This window comes from Streptomyces sp. NBC_01591, assembly GCF_035918155.1.
Classification (GTDB): Bacteria; Actinomycetota; Actinomycetes; order Streptomycetales; family Streptomycetaceae; genus Streptomyces.
Genome location: NZ_CP109327.1, coordinates 6,984,072 through 7,000,537, shown reverse-complemented (window position 1 = coordinate 7,000,537; position 16,466 = coordinate 6,984,072). Strand labels below are relative to the sequence as shown.

The following is a 16,466-nucleotide window of genomic DNA, read 5'->3' as shown; positions in this document are numbered from 1 at the left end:
GGAGGTCCGGCACTCCGGGTCCGCCCGGTGCGAGCCAGTCCTCCCAGACGGCGGCCAGGTCCGCCTCGATCGCCGGTGCCACCGTGTCCAGCAGCCGTACCTGTGCCCCCCGGCCCCGCCAGGTCCGTGCGGTAGGGGTGGGGCCGGCCGGCCGGGGCTGCGCCGAGGGCGGTGACCGAGCCGATGATGCGGTTGGGGCCCAGGATGCCGGGGAGTTCGCGCACTGGCGGCCCAAGGCGTCGCGCTCCACGGCGACGACGGCGGGCTCGGCGGACCCGCCCGCAACGGTCGGGGACCGAGGGCCGGTTCAGGCCACGGATGTGATCACTCCGGTCGGCGGCGGGCCGGCCTCGTGATGGATCGGGGTGTGCGCGCCCTTGAGCGGTACGCCGCTGCCGCCGCGCCGGTCTGCGACGATTTCCGCGGCGATCGACAGCGCGGTCTCCTCGGGGGTACGCGCTCCGAGGTCGAGGCCGATCGGCGAGTGCAGCCTGGCCAGTTCCAGCTCCGTGACGCCGACGTCGCGCAGCCGTTCGTTGCGCTCCAGATGGGTGCGGCGCGACCCCATCGCCCCGACGTACGCGACCGGCAGCTTCAACGCCAGTTCCAGCAGCGGGACATCGAACTTGGCGTCGTGGGTGAGGACGCACAGGACGGTGCGCGCGTCGACCTCGGTCGCCGCGAGATAGCGGTGCGGCCAGTCGACGACCAGCTCGTCGGCCTGGGGGAAGCGGGCCTTCGTGGCGAAGACCGGTCGGGCATCGCACAATGTGACGTGGTACCCGAGGAACTTGCCCGCCCGGACCAGTGCCGAGGCGAAGTCGATGGCCCCGAAGACGATCATCCGGGGTGGTGGGACGCTCGATTCGACGAGCAGGGTGAGCGGTTGTCCGCAGCGCGAGCCGTCGGCGCCGATGACGACGGGGCCGGTGCGGCCGGCGTCCAGCATGGCGCGGGCGTCGGCTGCCGCGGTGCGGTCCAGTTCCGGATGTCCGCCGAGCCCGCCCTCGTGCGAGCCGTCGGGGTGGACGAGCAGGGGGCGCCCGAGGAGTTCCGCCGGTCCGTCGGTGATCCTGGCGAGGGCCGCCGCCGACCCCCTTGCGGCGGCGGCGAACGCGGTGGCGAACACCGCCCGTGCGGGGTCGTCCGCACGGACCGGTGTCACCAGGATGTCGATGACGCCGCCGCAGGTCAGTCCCACCGCGAAGGCGTCCTCGTCGCTGTAGCCGAACCGTTCGCGCACCGCGGTACCGTCGTCCAGCGCCTGCTCGCACAGTTCGTACACCGCGCCCTCCACACACCCGCCGGAGACCGATCCGATCGCCGTGCCGTCGCGGTCGACGGCGAGGGCGGCTCCGGGCTGCCGGGGCGCGCTGCCGCCGACCGCCACGACGGTGGCCACGGCGAAGTCGCGTCCCTGCTCGACCCACCGGTTGAGCTCTTCGGCGATGTCCAGCATGGCGATTCTCCTTCTACGGGTGTGCGGAGGGGCGGCGGGAGGGGTCCGGTGCGGACCGGTTCCGGTTCTACTTGGCGCCGATCCAGCTCTCGATCGGGCTGAGCGCGAAGTACACGACGAACACGCCGGTCAGCACCCACATGAAGACGCCCACCTCGCGGAACCTGCCCTGCGCCGCCTTGATCGCGGCGAAGGAGATCACCCCTGCGCCGACACCGGCGGTGATGGAGTAAGTGAACGGCATCAGCGCCACGGTCAGGAAGACCGGCACGGCCACGGAGCGGTCGCTCCAGTCGACGTGGCGGGCGTTCTGCATCATCATCGCGCCGATGACGACCAGTGCGGCGGCGGCGATCGGCCCCGGCACAATCTGGGCGAGCGGGGTGAAGAACAGTCCGGCGGCGAAGAGCACACCGGTGACGGCGGAGGACAGACGGTGCGCGCCCCCTCGCCGACGCCGGTCGCCGACTCGATGAAAACGGTCTGCCCGGACGCCCCGGAGACGCCACCGATCGCGCCGCCCGCACCGTCGATGAACAGTGCCTTGGAGAGGCCCGGCATCCGGCCCTTGCTGTCGGCGAGTCCGGCCTCGGTACCGACTCCGATGATGGTCGCCATCGCGTCGAAGAAGCCGTCAGGTGCCGGTGAGGTGCTCGGGGCGTACCGGCGTCCGGTTGAGCTCCAGGCCCGTCGCGTTCCGGATCGCCGCGAGGACGGCCGGGGTCGACGACAGGGTGGGGGCCTCACCGATGCCACGGAGCCCGTACGGGGCGTGGTCGTCGGCGAGTTCGAGCACGTCGACCGGGATGGTCGGGGTGTCGAGGATGGTGGGGATCAGGTAGTCCGTGAAGGACGGGTTGCGCACCTTCGCGGTTTTCGGGTCGACGATGATCTCCTCCATGACGGCGACACCCAGCCCCTGGGTGGTGCCGCCCTGGATCTGGCCCACGACCGAGAGCGGGTTGAGCGCCTTGCCGACGTCCTGGGCGCAGGCCAGTTCGACGACCTTGACCAGGCCGAGTTCGGTGTCGACCTCGACGACCGCGCGGTGGGCGGCGAAGGAGTACTGGACGTGGCCGTTGCCCTGTCCGGTACGGAGGTCGAACGCCTCGGTGGGCCGGTGGCGCCACTCCAGCTCGATGTCGACCGCCTCGTCCTCCAGTACGTCGACCAGGTCGGCCAGCACCTCGCCGCCGTCGGTGACGACCTTGCCGCCCTCCAGGAGCAGTTCGGCGGTGGCCCACGCGGGGTGGTACGTACCGAACTTGCGACGGCCGATCTCCAGGACCTTCTCGCGGACGGCCTCGCAGGAGTGCTTCACGGCACCGCCGGTGACGTAGGTCTGCCGGGACGCGGAGGTGGAGCCGGCCGAGCCGACCTGGGTGTTGGCCGGGTGGATGGTGACCTGGGCGACACCGAGTTCGGTGCGGGCGATCTGGGCGTGGACGGTGACGCCGCCCTGCCCGACCTCCGCCATGGCCGTGTGCACGGTCGCGACCGGCTCACCGGCGATGACCTCCATGCGCACCCGGGCGGTGGAGTAGTCGTCGAAGCCCTCGGAGAAGCCGACGTTCTTGAGGCCGACCGCGTAGCCGATGCCGCGTACGACGCCTTCGCCGTGGGTGGTGTTGGAGAGCCCGCCGGGCAGGGCCCGTACATCGGCCTGTTCGCCGGCCACCTCCCACTGGCGCTCGGGCGGCAGCGGCCTGGCCTTGACCCGGCGCAGCAGTTCGGCGACCGGTGCGGGCGAGTCGACGACCTGTCCGGTCGGCAGGAGCGTGCCCTGTTCCATGGCGTTGAGCTGCCTGAACTCGACCGGGTCCATGCCCAGTTCGGCGGCCAGCTTGTCCATCTGGGCCTCGTAGGCGAAGCAGGCCTGCACCGCGCCGAAGCCGCGCATGGCGCCGCACGGCGGGTTGTTGGTGTAGAGCGCGATGGCCTCGATGTCGACGTCGTCGATGACGTACGGGCCGACGGAGAGCGAGGAGGCGTTGCCGACGACGGCCGGGGAGGCGGATGCGTAGGCGCCGCCGTCCAGCACGATGCGGCACTTCATATGGGTCAGCTTGCCGTCGCGGGTGGCACCGTGCTCGTACCAGAGCTTCGCCGGGTGACGGTGGACGTGCCCGAAGAAGGACTCGAACCGGTTGTAGACGATCTTGACCGGCTTGCCGGTGCGCAGGGCGAGCAGGCAGGCGTGGATCTGCATCGACAGGTCCTCGCGGCCGCCGAAGGCCCCGCCGACGCCGGAGAGCGTCATGCGGACCTTGTCCTCGGGCAGGCCCAGGACCGGTGCGATCTGGCGCAGGTCGGAGTGGAGCCACTGGGTGGCGACGTACAGGTCGACGCCGCCGTCCTCGGCGGGCACGGCCAGACCGGACTCGGGGCCGAGGAAGGCCTGGTCCTGCATGCCGAAGACGTACTCGCCGCTGACGACGACATCGGCGCGGGCCGCCGCCGCGTCCGCGTCGCCGCGGACGATGGGCTGGCGGTGGACGATGTTGGGGTGCGGTACGTGCCCGGCGTGGTGGTCGTCGCGGCCCTCGTGGACGAGGATCGCGTCGGGCGCGGTAGCGGACGCCTCGTCGGTGACGACGGGCAGTTCGCGGTAGTCGATCCTGATCTTCGCGGCGGCGCGGCGGGCCGTCTCCGGGTGGTCGGCGGCGACGAGTGCCACCGGTTCGCCGTGGTGGCGGACCTTGCCGTGGGCGAGGACGGGGGTGTCCTGGATCTCCAGGCCGTAGTTCTTCACCGTGCTCGGCAGGTCGTCGTAGGTGAGTACGGCGTAGACGCCGGACGTGGCGAGTGCCTCCGAGGTGTCGATGGAGACGATCTCGGCGTGCGCGACGGTGGAGCGCAGGGTATGGCCCCAGAGCATGTCCTCGTGCCACATGTCGGAGGAGTACGCGAACTCGCCGGTGACCTTGAGGATGCCGTCGGGGCGGAGCGTGGACTCGCCGATGCCGCCCTTGGTGCGGGTGCCCTGGTTGATGCTGGTGGGGTTGCCGGTTACGCCCATCGTCAGACCGTTTCTTCCGCGCGGGCGGCCGCGAGGCGGACCGCGTCGAGGATCTTCTCGTAGCCGGTGCAGCGGCAGAGGTTGCCGGAGAGCGCCTCGCGGATGTCCGCGTCGGACGGTTCCGGGTTGCGTTCCAGCAGCTCGTCGGCGGCGACCAGCAGGCCGGGGGTGCAGAAGCCGCACTGGACGGCTCCGGCGTCGATGAACGCCTGCTGGGTCGGGGAGAGTTCACCGGTTTCCCGGCTCTCCTCACCGGTCGGCCTGGCCTCCCACTGCCGGGCCCTGTCGAGCGCCGTGCCGCACACGCCGGAGGCGCAGCCGCTGCCCGGGTGCTGCTCGGAGCGGTGGGCGGCGAAGTCGGCGAGGCCCTCGACCGTGACGACCTCGCGGCCCTCCACCTGGCCGGCCGCGACCAGACAGGAGCAGACCGGCACACCGTCCAGGCGGACGGTGCAGGAGCCGCACTCGCCCTGCTCGCAGGCGTTCTTCGAGCCGGGCAGGCCCATCCGCTCGCGCAGCACGTAGAGGAGGGACTCGCCCTCCCAGACGTCGTCCGCCTCGTGCCTGCGGCCGTTGACCGTGAAATTGACGCGCATGATCAGGCAGCTCCTTCGGTGCTGCGGCCGTTGCCGCGGTACGACTCCCAGGTCCAGCCGAGGGTGCGGCGGGCCATGATCCCGACCGCGTGCCGGCGATAGCTCGCGGTGCCGCGCACATCGTCGATCGGGTTGCAGGCACCGGCTGCGAGCGCGGCAAACTGCTTGGCGATGGACGGGGTGATGATCGTGCGGCTGTCCCAGAAGCCGCCCTCTTCGAGCGCGGCGTTCAGGAATTCCTCGGCCTCCTTCGCCCGTACGGGCGTGGGGGCGGCCGAGCCGATGCCGGTGCGCACCGTGCGGGTCTCGGGGTGCAGGGCCAGGCCGAAGGCGCAGACGGCGATGACCATCGCGTTGCGGGTGCCGACCTTGGAGTACTGCTGCGGCCCGTCGGCCTTCTTGATGTGCACGGCCCGGATCAGCTCGTCCGGTTCGAGAGCGTTGCGCTTGACGCCGGTGTAGAAGGCGTCGATCGGGATCATCCTGGTCCCGCGGACGGATTCGGCCTCGACCTCGGCGCCCGCGGCGAGCAGGGCCGGATGGGCGTCCCCGGCGGGCGAGGCGGTGCCCAGGTTGCCGCCGACGCCGCCGCGGTTGCGGATCTGGGGCGAGGCGACGGTGTGCGAGGCGAGCGCCAGCCCGGGCAGCTCGGCCCGCAGGTGCTCCATGATGTGGCTGTACGGGACGGAGGCGCCGAGCCGTACGTTCTCCTGGCCCACCTCCCACTCGGTCAGCTCTCCGATGCGGTTCAGGTCCAGGAGGTACTCGGGCCGCCGGTGGTCGAAGTTGATCTCGACCATCACATCGGTGCCACCCGCGATGGGCACAGCCGTCGGGTGCTCGGCCTTGGCGGCGAGCGCCTCCTCCCAGCTGGCGGGGCGAAGGAAGTCCATGAGTGGCTCTCTTCTTCTCAATCGGGTCGTTCACTGGGGGCGGTGCGGCCGGCCCTCGACTTGGCGTTCATGTGTTGTAACGCGGTGTGGGGCCTAGTACACAAGCCGTGCTCCACCCGGTGCAGTCACCGAAACCATGAAGGAGTTGGCTGGTCGATCTCCTCGTCTTGTAGATTCGAACGAATGGCGGGGATCAGTGACCTCACCGCAATACCCAGTTTTCACCCGCACCAACGAAAGAGATCGGCGGCGACGAGATGCGGCTGCGCGCACTGCTGGAGACCGACGCGCTGGGCCTGCGGCTGCTCGGCGGCGAGGACGAGCTGGACCGCTCCGTCCGCGGCGTGATGACCACCGACCTGCGGGATCCCAGCCGCTACCTGTCGGGCGGCGAGCTGGTCCTGACGGGCCTGGCCTGGCGCCGGGACGCGGCGGACTCGGAGCCGTTCGTACGGATCCTGGCGGGTGCCGGTGTCGCCGGGCTCGCGGCGGGCGAGGCGGAGCTGGGCGATGTCCCCGGCGATCTCGTGGAGGCCTGTGCGCGGCACCGGCTGCCGCTCTTCGCCGTCCATGAGACCGTCGCTTTCGCAACGATCACCGAGCATGTGGTGCGCCAGGTGTCCGGCGAGCGGGCGGGCGATCTGGCGGCGGTCGTGGACCGGCACCGCAGGCTCATGACCTCGGGCCCGGCGGGCGGCGGGCCCGAGGTGGTCCTGGATCTGCTCGGATCCGACCTCGACCTGCACGCCTGGGTGCTCTCCCCCACCGGGCGGCAGATCGCGGGCGCCGGTGAAACGTCACTGCCCGGACCGGTCGGCGCCGAGCTGGCCGGCCACCATCTGGCCGCCACCCGCACCGGCCGCCGCGCCCCGCACCGGGTCACGATCGACGGCACCGCTTATTCGCTCTTCCCGATCCGGAACACCGGCCGGGGCGCCGTCCCGGCCTCCCGCGACGTCCGTGAGTCGGTGCTCTCGGACTGGCTGCTCGCGGTCGAGGCGGATGCGAGCGACTGGCCGCCGGCCCGGCTGGACCTGCTCCAGGGCGTCACCCAGCTGATCGCCGTCGAGCGGGACCGGCGCGACGCGGCCCGTACGGTACGCCGCAGGCTCGCCCAGGAAGTCCTGGAACTGGTCCAGACGGGTGCCGCGCCGGCCGAGATCGCCGCCAGGCTGCGGGTCGCCGCCCCGGTCCTGCTGCCGGGTCTCGGGACCGCGCCGCACTGGCAGGTCGTGGTGGCCCGGGTCGAGTGGGGCGGCGCGGAGGGCCAGTCCGCCACCGGCACCCCGGCGGCCTCCGGCCCCGACATCGCGGGCGGCCCGGTCGCCCAGGCGCTGCTGGAGGAGCTCCTGGTCGACCCCGCGGTCACCGGCCCCGACTCGGCGGACCGGATCGCGGTCGCCCATACGGGCGAGGAGGCCGTCGCCCTCGTACCGCTGCCCGCCGTCACGGCGTCCGCGCCGGACCGGGACGCCGGTGCGGACACCGCGCACACCGACACGCACGAGGACCCCGCGCTCCATGCCGATGTGCTGCTCGCCGCCGTCCGCGAGCCGCTCTCCGCGGGCCTCGCCGACGACGGGCGGCTGACACTGGGTGTCAGCGCGGCCGTGCACTCCCCCGAAGGACTGCGCGGCGCGCTGGAGGAGGCCCGGCATGCCCGCCGGGTGGCGGCGGCCCGCCCCGGCCGGGTCTGTGCGGCCGGGCACCACGAGCTGGCCTCGCACGTACTGCTGCTGCCCTTCGTGCCCGACGACGTGCGCCGCGCGTTCACCGCACGTCTGCTCGACCCGCTGCGCGACTACGACCGGCGCCACCGCGCGGAACTGATCCCGACGCTGGAGGCGTTCCTGGACTGCGACGGTTCGTGGACCCGCTGCGCGGCCCGGCTCCACCTGCACGTCAACACGTTGCGCTACCGGGTCGGGCGAATCGAGCAGTTGACGGGACGGGATCTTTCACGTCTGGAGGACAAGCTCGATTTCTTCCTCGCCCTGCGTATGAGCTGATTTCCGGGCCCTGTCACGGCTGTTGGCGGCTCCGTTCGTTTGTGAAATCTTTCACCTGAGATGGAACGACCCCTTGGCCCGGCGTGCCGATCCGTGCTGAGATGCGGCCAGACTCAACAGCTCGATGGCGCGCTCGGGGAGGGCAATGTGGCGCATACCGCCATGTCTGGTTCCGGAACGACAGCAGATGACGATCCGCCGCTCCAGACAGCGGTATGGCGGCTGCGGTCACGCGCCTGCTGGACGGACGCCGCCGCGCTGCTCGAACCCGGCGCCGCCACTGATCCGGCCGCGGCGCTCCAGCGGACCGCCCTGCTGACCGAACGGTGCCTGTACACCGGAAAGGGCTGGACGGACGCCGAGGACGCCCTGCGTACCGCGGAGGCGCTGGCCCACGACGACGACGAACGGGGTGCGGCCGCCTGTGAACGCGGCCATCTGGCGTACGCGTCGACACTCCTGGGGGTACACGACCGGGCCGACGAGGCCAGTGTCGCCCTGAGCCGGGCCGCCGCGCTGCTCGCCCCGTCCGCGCCGGGCCGCCCGCTGCTGGACTTCCGGCGGGGCCTGATCGCGCAGAACATCGCCGACTCGCCGCAGGCCGCGCGCGCCGCGTACCGCAGGGCCCACGCCGGAGCCACCGCCCAGGGCGACGCGCTGCTGCTCTCCTCGACCTGGCGCCATCTCGCCCTGCTGGCCCTGCGCGAGGGCGAACTGGCGGAGGCCCGGCACGGCTTCGCGGAGTGCCTGCGGATAAGGGAGGAGCTGGGCTACCTGATCGGTACGGCTCCGGCCCTCATCGCCCTCGCGGACTCCGAGCCGGAGCCCGAGCTGGCGACCCGGCTGCGCGCCGAGGCGGGCCGGCTGTTCCGGCTGCTCGGGGGCGTACCGACGTGGCTGGCACCGCATCTGGACCCGCCTCCCGCGGAGACGGTCCGGGCGAACTGAGACCGGGGGGCCGGTCAGCGGACGTCCGGCCCTCGATCGGTCACCCCTCGGCGCCGGTGAAGTGTTCCCGTACGAGCGACTGCACGACGGGCAGGTCCTGGGCGATCAGCGCGTCGAGCAGAGCGGTGTGCTCGGCCGCGTCGGCGAGGAGGTCGGCGCGACGGGTGGCGGGGTTGCTCTCCAGCGGCCACTGGGAGCGGCGGTGCAGGTCGTCGGCGACCATCACCAACTGCTCGTTGCCGCAGAGCGCGAGGACCGCGCCGTGGAAGGCCCGGTCGGACTCGGCGTAGCTCGCCCGGTCGCCCACGGCCGCGGCGGCCACCGTGGCGTCGGCCAGCGGGCGCAGGGCGCACCAGGTGCCGGGCGGGACGGTACGGGCCAGCCGCAGCATCACGGGGACCTCGATCAGGGCCCGCACCTCGGCCAGCTCGGCGAGCTCGCGCGGGCCGCGCTCGGAGACCCGGAACCCCCGGTTCGGTACGACCTCGACGGCGCCCTCGATGGCCAGCTGCTGCATCGCCTCGCGCACCGGCGTGGCGGAGACCCCGAAGCGGGCGCCGAGGGCCGGGGCCGAATAGACCTGTCCCGGGACCAGCCATCCGTCGACGAGGGCGGCGCGCAGCGCCTCCAGGATCTGGCCGCGTACGGAGTGCCGCTGCACCGCCGCCCGCGGGGCGGGCGGCTCGCTGTGGGTGTGTTCGCCACGTGCCTGTTCCGGCACCCGGACGACCGCCTGGGCGGTCGCGGGCGCGGCGGTCCCGTACGCCTCACGCGCTCTGCCCTGCTCCACTCGGACCTCCTCGGCCTGCCGTGGGCGCGGCTCGCGCGCACCATGCCCCTTGTGCACGATAGGCGCAGGACGCCACAGTTCAAACATCGATCCGGTCGGGTAAGGTAAGGCTAACCTGCAAACGGTCGCGATTCGGTGGTCCCTGCATGACACTCCCCGCTCTGCTCCCCGGCACCACGGCGTCCGCCGTGACGGATGCCTACGCGCGCCTCGCCGAGGTCTTTCCCGGGCTGCGCGCGCAGGTGCTGACGGACGGCGAGACCGCCCCTCGCGGTGCCGGCTGGGTGGGTGCCGGCGAGCTCGCGGCGGGGGGCCCGGCACTCGACGCCTTCCTCGCCTGGGACCACGCCCAGGTGTTGCGGGACTACGGACAGCAGCCCCGCCCCGATGTGGTCGCCAGTTTCGGGCTGCACCGTTACGCCTGGCCCGCCTGCCTGCTGGTGACGGTGCCCTGGTTCCTCCACCGGCGGGTGCCCCGGATTCCGGTCGGGGATGTGGCGTTCCATCGGGCGCTGGGTCATCTGACTCTCCGGGTGGAGGAGTTCGCCTGCCTGCCGGACGATCCGGCCGCCGCGCTGCCGGGCGCCCGTGTGGTACCCGACGAGGCGGCGCTGCGGGCCGAGGTGCTCGCGGCGGTCGCCGACCACATCGGCCCGGTGCTCGACGGCTTCGGACCGCGGATGCGGCGCGGCAGGCGCGCGCTGTGGGGCATGGCGACGGACGAGATCGTCGAGGGCCTCTGGTACATCGCCCATCTGCTCGGTGAGGAGCGACGGGCGATGGCCGAGCTGGAGGCGTTGCTGCCGGGCACCACGAAGCCGTACGTAGGTTCCGCGGGCTTCCGTGCACTGACCGGGCCGAACGGCGAGTCGCTGCCCACCCGCGACCGGGCGAGCTGCTGCCTCTTCTACACGCTGCGCCCCGAGGACACCTGCGTCACCTGTCCGCGCACCTGTGATGCCGACCGGGTACGGAAGCTGACGCCCGCTCACTGATCAACACCCACCCGCGCGAGTAGTACAATTCGAACGCAACTCGTCGGCCGCGTACGGTCATTCGACCGGATCCCCGTCATCCGTACGCCGTGCCGACCCGATGGCGTTCTCTTGCCCCGAAACCCCCGTGTGCATGATGGGGTTTCGGCAATCATGGCGCCCGAAATGCCCTACGCAATGCAAGGGACCGCGCATGAGACTGACCGACATATCGCTGAATTGGCTGCTTCCGGGCGCCGTGCTGCTCGTGGGAGTCCTGGCGGCGGTGGCGGTGGTCGCACGCGGCAAGCGCGCCGCTGACACATCCGCGGCCGACGACAGCTGGGAACGCAGCGAGGAGCGTCGTAGACGCAAGGAAGCCCTGTACGCCACCGCCTCGTACGTCCTGCTGTTCTGCTGTGCGGCGGTCGCCGCCGCACTCTCCTTCCATGGGCTCGTCGGCTTCGGCAAGCAGAACCTCGGCCTCTCCGGGGGCTGGGAGTACCTCGTCCCCTTCGGCCTCGACGGGGCCGCCATGTTCTGTTCCGTACTCGCGGTGCGCGAGGCCAGCCACGGCGACGCGGCGCTCGGCTCGCGCCTGCTCGTGTGGACGTTCGCCGGCGCCGCCGCCTGGTTCAACTGGGTGCACGCACCGCGCGGGATCGACCACGCGGGCGCCCCGCACTTCTTCGCGGGGATGTCGCTCTCGGCGGCCGTGCTCTTCGACCGGGCGCTGAAGCAGACCCGCCGGGCCGCGCTGCGCGAGCAGGGCCTGGTGCCCCGTCCGCTGCCGCAGATCCGGATCGTACGGTGGCTGCGCGCCCCCCGGGAGACCTTCGGCGCCTGGTCGCTGATGCTGCTGGAAGGCGTACGCACCCTGGACGAGGCGGTCGACGAGGTACGTGAGGACAGGCGGGAGAAGGAGCAGAACCGTCTCCGCCGGAAGGACCAGGAGAAGCTGGACCGGGCCCACATCAAGGCGCTGAACCGGCAGAACCGGGCCTGGCACCGGGTCGGCCGCGGCGGCACCCAGGTGGACGTCCAGTCCATCGCCGCCACGACGGGCTCCGCACAGTCCGTCGTGGAGCCCGCCATATCCGAGCAGGGACAACTGCCTCTGCGCCCCCGGCCATCCCTGCAAGCCGTGACGGGTCCGAGCGCCGGCATCTCGGACCGGAGCCCGGATGACCCGATCACCGTCGACCTCACCGCCGAGGACGACACCCAGGCACTGCCCCGGCTCGATTCACTGGAGCAGAAACTGAAGGATCTGGAGCAGCAGTTCGGCTGAAGCCGGCGGCCCTGACGGCCCGGTCCCTTCCGGTCCGTCAGGGCCTTTCGCTGTCCGGTCATGGGTTCGGCGGCCTTCGGTCAGGGCCTTCCGCCGTCCAGTTCGAACCAGACGACCTTGCCCAGCGCATGGGCGGCGACTCCCCAGGCGTCCGCGAGACTCTGCACCAGGAACAGTCCCCGGCCATGCGTACCGTCGTCGGCGTTCGGTACGTACGACAGGGGCAGTCCGGACACGAAGTCCCGTACTTCCACCCGCAACTTGGCGCGCGCCACACTCACCGTGACGGCCGCGCCGTGCCGGGTGTGGATCAGCGCGTTGGTCACCAGTTCGCTGAGCAGGAGCTCCGCCACCTGGGCCGGCTCCTCCTTCCACCGGTAGCGCAGGAACTCCCGTAACGCACATCTGACTTCACTCACGGCCGCCAGATCGGTGTGGGCCAGTCTGCGATGCAGCCGGACCGGCTGCCGGTCCTGCGCCCCCGGCTCGTGCGAGGCCTCGCCGTTCATGGAATCGGCATCTCCCTGACGCTCCATCGTCTCCACCGCCCGCACAGTGCATCGCCCCCTGCTCGTGGTCCCGTTGTCCTGCGGAATCTGCTGCTCGTCGAACTCCTTCGCGGAACACGTTCACGGGATGCATGCCCCGCTGACGGGCCGCCACGCTTGTCGACTCATCAATAAGTGAACAGAGGACCGGCGCCGGCCCGTGAGCCCCCGGACATCGGCCCGTCACATTTCCTCCCCCGGGTTAACTTCCAAAAAATTCACATCGGTTGGCGTTGACGGGACCGTATCTACGCGCGTCATCATGGGGACTATGCGAATCCCCCCACGGATCACCACGCTCGGTGGCGCAGCCGCCCTCCTGTCCGTCCTCCTCGTCGGCGGCCCGGCCACCACGGCCACCGCCTCCACCCCGTCCACCGACTCGGTCGGCAGCATCTGCTACTCGGCGCTGCCCTCCCAGGCGCACGACACCCTCGACCTGATCGACGCGGGCGGCCCGTTCCCGTACTCGCAGGACGGCACCGTCTTCCAGAACCGTGAAGGCGTCCTGCCCGACCAGAACACCGGCTACTACCACGAGTACACGGTCATCACTCCTGGCTCCCCGACCCGCGGTGCGCGTCGGATCGTCACCGGCGAGGAGGCGCAGGAGGACTACTACACCAGCGACCACTACGCCACCTTCGACCTGATCGACCAGGGCTGCTGAAGCCCGGCCTCTCCGGACCGATCCGCGCCGTAGCCCCCCACCTGCGGCGCGGATCACGGACCGGAGGAGGCGGACGGACTTGTACGCTCCCCCCATGACCGTGACCTATGTAGTCGAAGGCTCCCGGGTCACCGGCCTGGAGCAGTTCTGGGAAGTGATCGGCGAGGCCGTGAACGGCCCCGGCGGGTACTTCGGCCGCAACCTCGACGCTCTCGCGGACTGTCTCGGCGGCGGCATGGGCACGCCCGACGACGGCGACTTCGTCTTCGAGTGGCGGGACCACACCTCCTCCGCGCAGGCCCTGGGCCATGAGGAGACGGCGCGCTGGCTGCGGCAGAGCCTGAGCCGGGTGCATCCCACAAACCGCGCGGCGGTCCAGCAGCGGCTGGACGAGGCGCTGGTGGGGCGGGGACCGACCCTGTTCGACCTGCTCGTGGAGGTGCTGACGAACGGAACGGCGCCCGGCGGGCTGCGGCTGTCGTGAGCCCCGGGCCGTGTCCGGCGGACGCGGCCCGGGGGGCGGCACCGGCCGGCCGAGCGGGATCATCACTCGGCCGGCCGATGCCATGGGGGTCGTGGGGATCAGAACTCGGTGGTGACCTTGGCGCCGTCGAACTTCTCGTTGCCGTAGAGGCTGATGAAGTGGTAGCCGGGCGTCGGGTTGTTGATGGTCAGGGTGTGCTCATTGCCCGCCCCGACGGACTTGTCGGTGTTGACCTCGGTGGTCGCCCATTCCTTGTCGCTGTAGTAGAGGTCGGCGTCACCCGTGCCGCCGGACGAGGTGATCTTCAGCTGGGTGGTGCCGGCCGGGATGACGACGGCCAGGTAGGCGTAGTCGCCCTTGACGGCCTTCAGCTCGCTGCGCATGCAGTTCTTGCCCAGCATCCGGGTGTCGGCATCCTTGCACTCGGTGATCTCACCGGGCGGGTTGGTGGACCCGCTGCCGCAGGCACCGGCCGCACAGGCCTCCAGCCAGGTGTTCCAGTCGGCGTCGTAACGGTTGCCGATGGTCGAGGTGAGCAGGGTGCGGGCGCCGTCCCAGTCGCCCTTGCGGTAGAGGCCGAGCAGGGTGTCGACGTCGGCGCGGTGGGATTCGAGCATGTAACGGACGGCCAGGTAGCCCCAGTTGTACACGCGGGTCTGGTCGGCGTTCTCGTAGGTGGTGTCGAACAGGGTGCTCAGGGGGTAGGTGCGGTTCGCGGCCTGGGCAATGGCGGCGTCGTAGTCGAGCTTGCGGTACGAGTAGGAGACGAACTCCGCGAAGCCCTCGACCCACCAGACAGTCGGCGTGGTCATGCCGGCGGCGAAGTCGCCGTACATGTTGTAGCGGCCGTCGAGGTAGTGCGTGTACTCGTGGTTGAGGTTCCAGATCTGGAAGTCGGGACGGGCCCACTCGGCCTCGTAGGCGATGAACCGGGGCTGGTTGCCCTCGACCTTGGGGTCGCCCTCCAGGTACATGCCGCCGTTGTTGGTGTCGATGCCGAAGATCACTCCGGCGTAGGTCTGGTAGTCGGCGCTGGAGTCGAAGGCCACGACCTCGATGGTCTTGTTGTTGTCGTCGGCGACCGCACCGTTGTCCCGGGCCACCTCGTGGAAGTAGGCGTCCTGGTTGCGCAGGCTGGTGCAGCTGGCCTCGAGCTCCTCCGCGACCATGTCCTGCGCCCGGATGGTGATGCTGTCGCTACAGGTGTGCTTCACCGGCAGGACGGCCTTCTCGAGACGCTCCGCGAGGTTGCAGGCGTCGTACTTCGCGCAGTTGTCCTTGTCGTAGGAGTCGACCATCTTGGCCAGGTTGACCCAGAGCGGGGCGGTGGGGCCGTCGATGGAGCTCTTGCCCATCAGGTCGATCGCCAGCGGGCTCGCCTTGTCGCGCAGCGAGTCCTCCTTGAGGAAGCGGCCGAGCTCGAGTCCCGCGTTGGCGGCCAGGAACGAATTCTTGGTGCCCAGCAGGTCGAGGTGGTTCGCGGCGAAGTCGCGCAGCGAGGTCAGCACACTGGAATCGGCCTCGATGGCGCTGATGAACTCCGGCACCTGGTGACCGCGGAACATGACCGTGTACACGCTGTTCACGGCGTTGACCATGTACCACGAGTCGTTGTACGACTCGTCGTAGTCGGCCAGCATCTTCTTGACGATGTTCAGGTAGCGGGCGTTCTCCACGGCGCTGTCGATCAGGATGATCGCCTCGGACAGGCTCTCGCCGTTGGCGTCGGTGACGTCGAAGGCGTGCGAGGAGCCGAAGAAGCCGTCGAGCGCGCCCTGGATGGCGGTGCGCAGGCGCGGCCCGTACTCCCCGACGGTGTCGGGGTCGTAGTACTGCACGTAGTAGCCGGCCCGGAGGAAGAGGACCAGCTGGGGCATGCCGGTGCTGCCGTCGCCCGGATAGGAGGCCGACGCGTCGCGCATCGCATCGGCGATGGTGACCATCTGGTCCTCACGGAAGGCGTTGTAGCCGTCCTGGCCCTGGATACGGAACAGTGTGTTGACACAGTCGGTGGTCGCCGCCTTGACCTTCTCGACCAGGGCGCTTCCGGTGTTGTTGGTGAAATCGGTGACGTTGCACTCGGCAGCGGCCGTACCGAGCTTCTTGGCGCGGCGCTTCTCGGCCTTCATCGAAGGTGCCTGGTGGCTCGGAAGCGCGGTGGACGGGTCGTCGTAGTCCCGCTTGAGCGCGTCCTTGGACGCGGACAGCGGCGGCAGGTCGGCGGCCTTGAGCGACTTTCGTTCGACGTGAGCGGCATCGTCGGCGGGTGCCGTCAGCGACTCGGCGGTGGGGCCGCCGGGGTCCTCGGTCCGGGTTTCCGCCCGCTTCTGGGCGGCGTCCGAGAAGTGGGGGGTCACGGTCGATACGGCGGGGCGTTGCTCGACGGCCTGACTCGGTGCCGTGAACAGGCCCACGCCCAGGCATGCTGCCAGGACCGCAGTGGACAATCCGGTTATCTTTTGCCGAACCCTCAGGTTCTTCACGTGCCGCCTCCAGCGGAGTGGTGACCGCGCAACAGGGCGCGGTTGTGGGGGAATGCAAGAGGTCGGTGCCGGACCGGATCTGAAGTGCACTCACGTCGTGACATGAGCACGGCTCCTTTCCCCTTGCGCGCTGTACAATGGCACATGTCACATGTTCTTTGGAACCCCTCTCACGCACATTCATCTGCGCGACAACTTCTCGTCGCAGCACGGGATATGACACGCGGCCCCGAACGCACCGGCCGCCACCACCGGTTTCCCGACCACCGCACCACCGTGTCCCCGGAGAGCCGGAATTCCGG

At 70.7% G+C, this 16,466-nt stretch carries 13 protein-coding genes and 1 pseudogene; 6 read left to right on the top strand and 8 right to left on the bottom strand.

The window, feature by feature from the left end; all coding sequences use genetic code 11:
* Nucleotides 1–307: 307 nt before the first annotated feature.
* The 5 genes and pseudogenes from OG978_RS32115 to OG978_RS32095 form a co-directional block, all read right to left on the bottom strand.
* On the bottom strand, nucleotides 308–1,459 hold the full coding sequence (locus OG978_RS32115) for an XdhC family protein (protein WP_326768546.1): 1,152 nt from the start codon (nucleotides 1,457–1,459) through the stop codon (nucleotides 308–310).
* 67 nt (nucleotides 1,460–1,526) lie between these two features.
* Nucleotides 1,527–2,092 (bottom strand): annotated as a pseudogene (locus OG978_RS32110) (solute carrier family 23 protein); the annotation flags it as partial.
* Nucleotide 2,093: 1 nt separating this feature from the next.
* Nucleotides 2,094–4,478 (bottom strand): xanthine dehydrogenase family protein molybdopterin-binding subunit, encoded by a 2,385-nt coding sequence (locus OG978_RS32105; RefSeq protein WP_326768545.1) that lies wholly within the window; start codon nucleotides 4,476–4,478, stop codon nucleotides 2,094–2,096.
* Nucleotides 4,479–4,480: 2 nt separating this feature from the next.
* The gene (locus OG978_RS32100; RefSeq protein WP_326768544.1) at nucleotides 4,481–5,074 is read right to left on the bottom strand and encodes a (2Fe-2S)-binding protein; all 594 of its coding nucleotides are present in this window, start codon (nucleotides 5,072–5,074) and stop codon (nucleotides 4,481–4,483) included.
* A gap of 2 nt (nucleotides 5,075–5,076) precedes the next feature.
* Complete coding sequence (locus tag OG978_RS32095; RefSeq protein ID WP_326768543.1) at nucleotides 5,077–5,967, bottom strand: FAD binding domain-containing protein; 891 nt, start codon at nucleotides 5,965–5,967, stop codon at nucleotides 5,077–5,079.
* Between the two features lie 257 nt (nucleotides 5,968–6,224).
* On the opposite strand from OG978_RS32095, the gene OG978_RS32090 reads away from it, so the two are divergent.
* Nucleotides 6,225–7,976, top strand: coding sequence for a PucR family transcriptional regulator (locus tag OG978_RS32090; RefSeq protein ID WP_326768542.1), 1,752 nt, complete (start codon nucleotides 6,225–6,227; stop codon nucleotides 7,974–7,976).
* 162 nt (nucleotides 7,977–8,138) lie between these two features.
* Nucleotides 8,139–8,924, top strand: a complete 786-nt coding sequence (locus OG978_RS32085; protein ID WP_326768541.1) for a hypothetical protein — start codon at nucleotides 8,139–8,141, stop codon at nucleotides 8,922–8,924.
* A 40-nt stretch (nucleotides 8,925–8,964) separates the two neighbouring features.
* On the opposite strand, the gene OG978_RS32080 is transcribed toward OG978_RS32085, so the two are convergent.
* Nucleotides 8,965–9,714, bottom strand: a complete 750-nt coding sequence (locus OG978_RS32080; protein WP_326768540.1) for a GntR family transcriptional regulator — start codon at nucleotides 9,712–9,714, stop codon at nucleotides 8,965–8,967.
* A gap of 146 nt (nucleotides 9,715–9,860) precedes the next feature.
* Here OG978_RS32080 and OG978_RS32075 point away from each other — a divergent pair, with 146 nt between their 5' ends.
* Together OG978_RS32075 and OG978_RS32070 are read left to right on the top strand one after the other, a co-directional pair.
* Nucleotides 9,861–10,709 (top strand): (2Fe-2S)-binding protein, encoded by an 849-nt coding sequence (locus tag OG978_RS32075; protein ID WP_326768539.1) that lies wholly within the window; start codon nucleotides 9,861–9,863, stop codon nucleotides 10,707–10,709.
* Between the two features lie 193 nt (nucleotides 10,710–10,902).
* Nucleotides 10,903–11,979: a DUF2637 domain-containing protein gene (locus OG978_RS32070; RefSeq protein WP_326768538.1), complete on the top strand. Its 1,077-nt coding sequence runs from the start codon at nucleotides 10,903–10,905 to the stop codon at nucleotides 11,977–11,979.
* Nucleotides 11,980–12,059: 80 nt separating this feature from the next.
* Here the strand turns inward: OG978_RS32070 and OG978_RS32065 are convergent, their stop codons facing one another.
* Nucleotides 12,060–12,422, bottom strand: a complete 363-nt coding sequence (locus tag OG978_RS32065) for an ATP-binding protein (protein WP_326770233.1) — start codon at nucleotides 12,420–12,422, stop codon at nucleotides 12,060–12,062.
* Between the two features lie 376 nt (nucleotides 12,423–12,798).
* On the opposite strand from OG978_RS32065, the gene OG978_RS32060 reads away from it, so the two are divergent.
* Nucleotides 12,799–13,197 carry a ribonuclease domain-containing protein gene (locus OG978_RS32060; RefSeq protein WP_326768537.1) on the top strand — a complete coding sequence of 133 codons (399 nt, stop codon included), beginning with the start codon at nucleotides 12,799–12,801 and terminating at the stop codon, nucleotides 13,195–13,197.
* 94 nt (nucleotides 13,198–13,291) lie between these two features.
* Nucleotides 13,292–13,681 carry a barstar family protein gene (locus OG978_RS32055; protein ID WP_326768536.1) on the top strand — a complete coding sequence of 130 codons (390 nt, stop codon included), beginning with the start codon at nucleotides 13,292–13,294 and terminating at the stop codon, nucleotides 13,679–13,681.
* 98 nt (nucleotides 13,682–13,779) lie between these two features.
* On the opposite strand, the gene OG978_RS32050 is transcribed toward OG978_RS32055, so the two are convergent.
* The gene (locus tag OG978_RS32050) at nucleotides 13,780–16,164 is read right to left on the bottom strand and encodes a M9 family metallopeptidase (RefSeq protein WP_442817777.1); all 2,385 of its coding nucleotides are present in this window, start codon (nucleotides 16,162–16,164) and stop codon (nucleotides 13,780–13,782) included.
* Nucleotides 16,165–16,466: the final 302 nt, after the last annotated feature.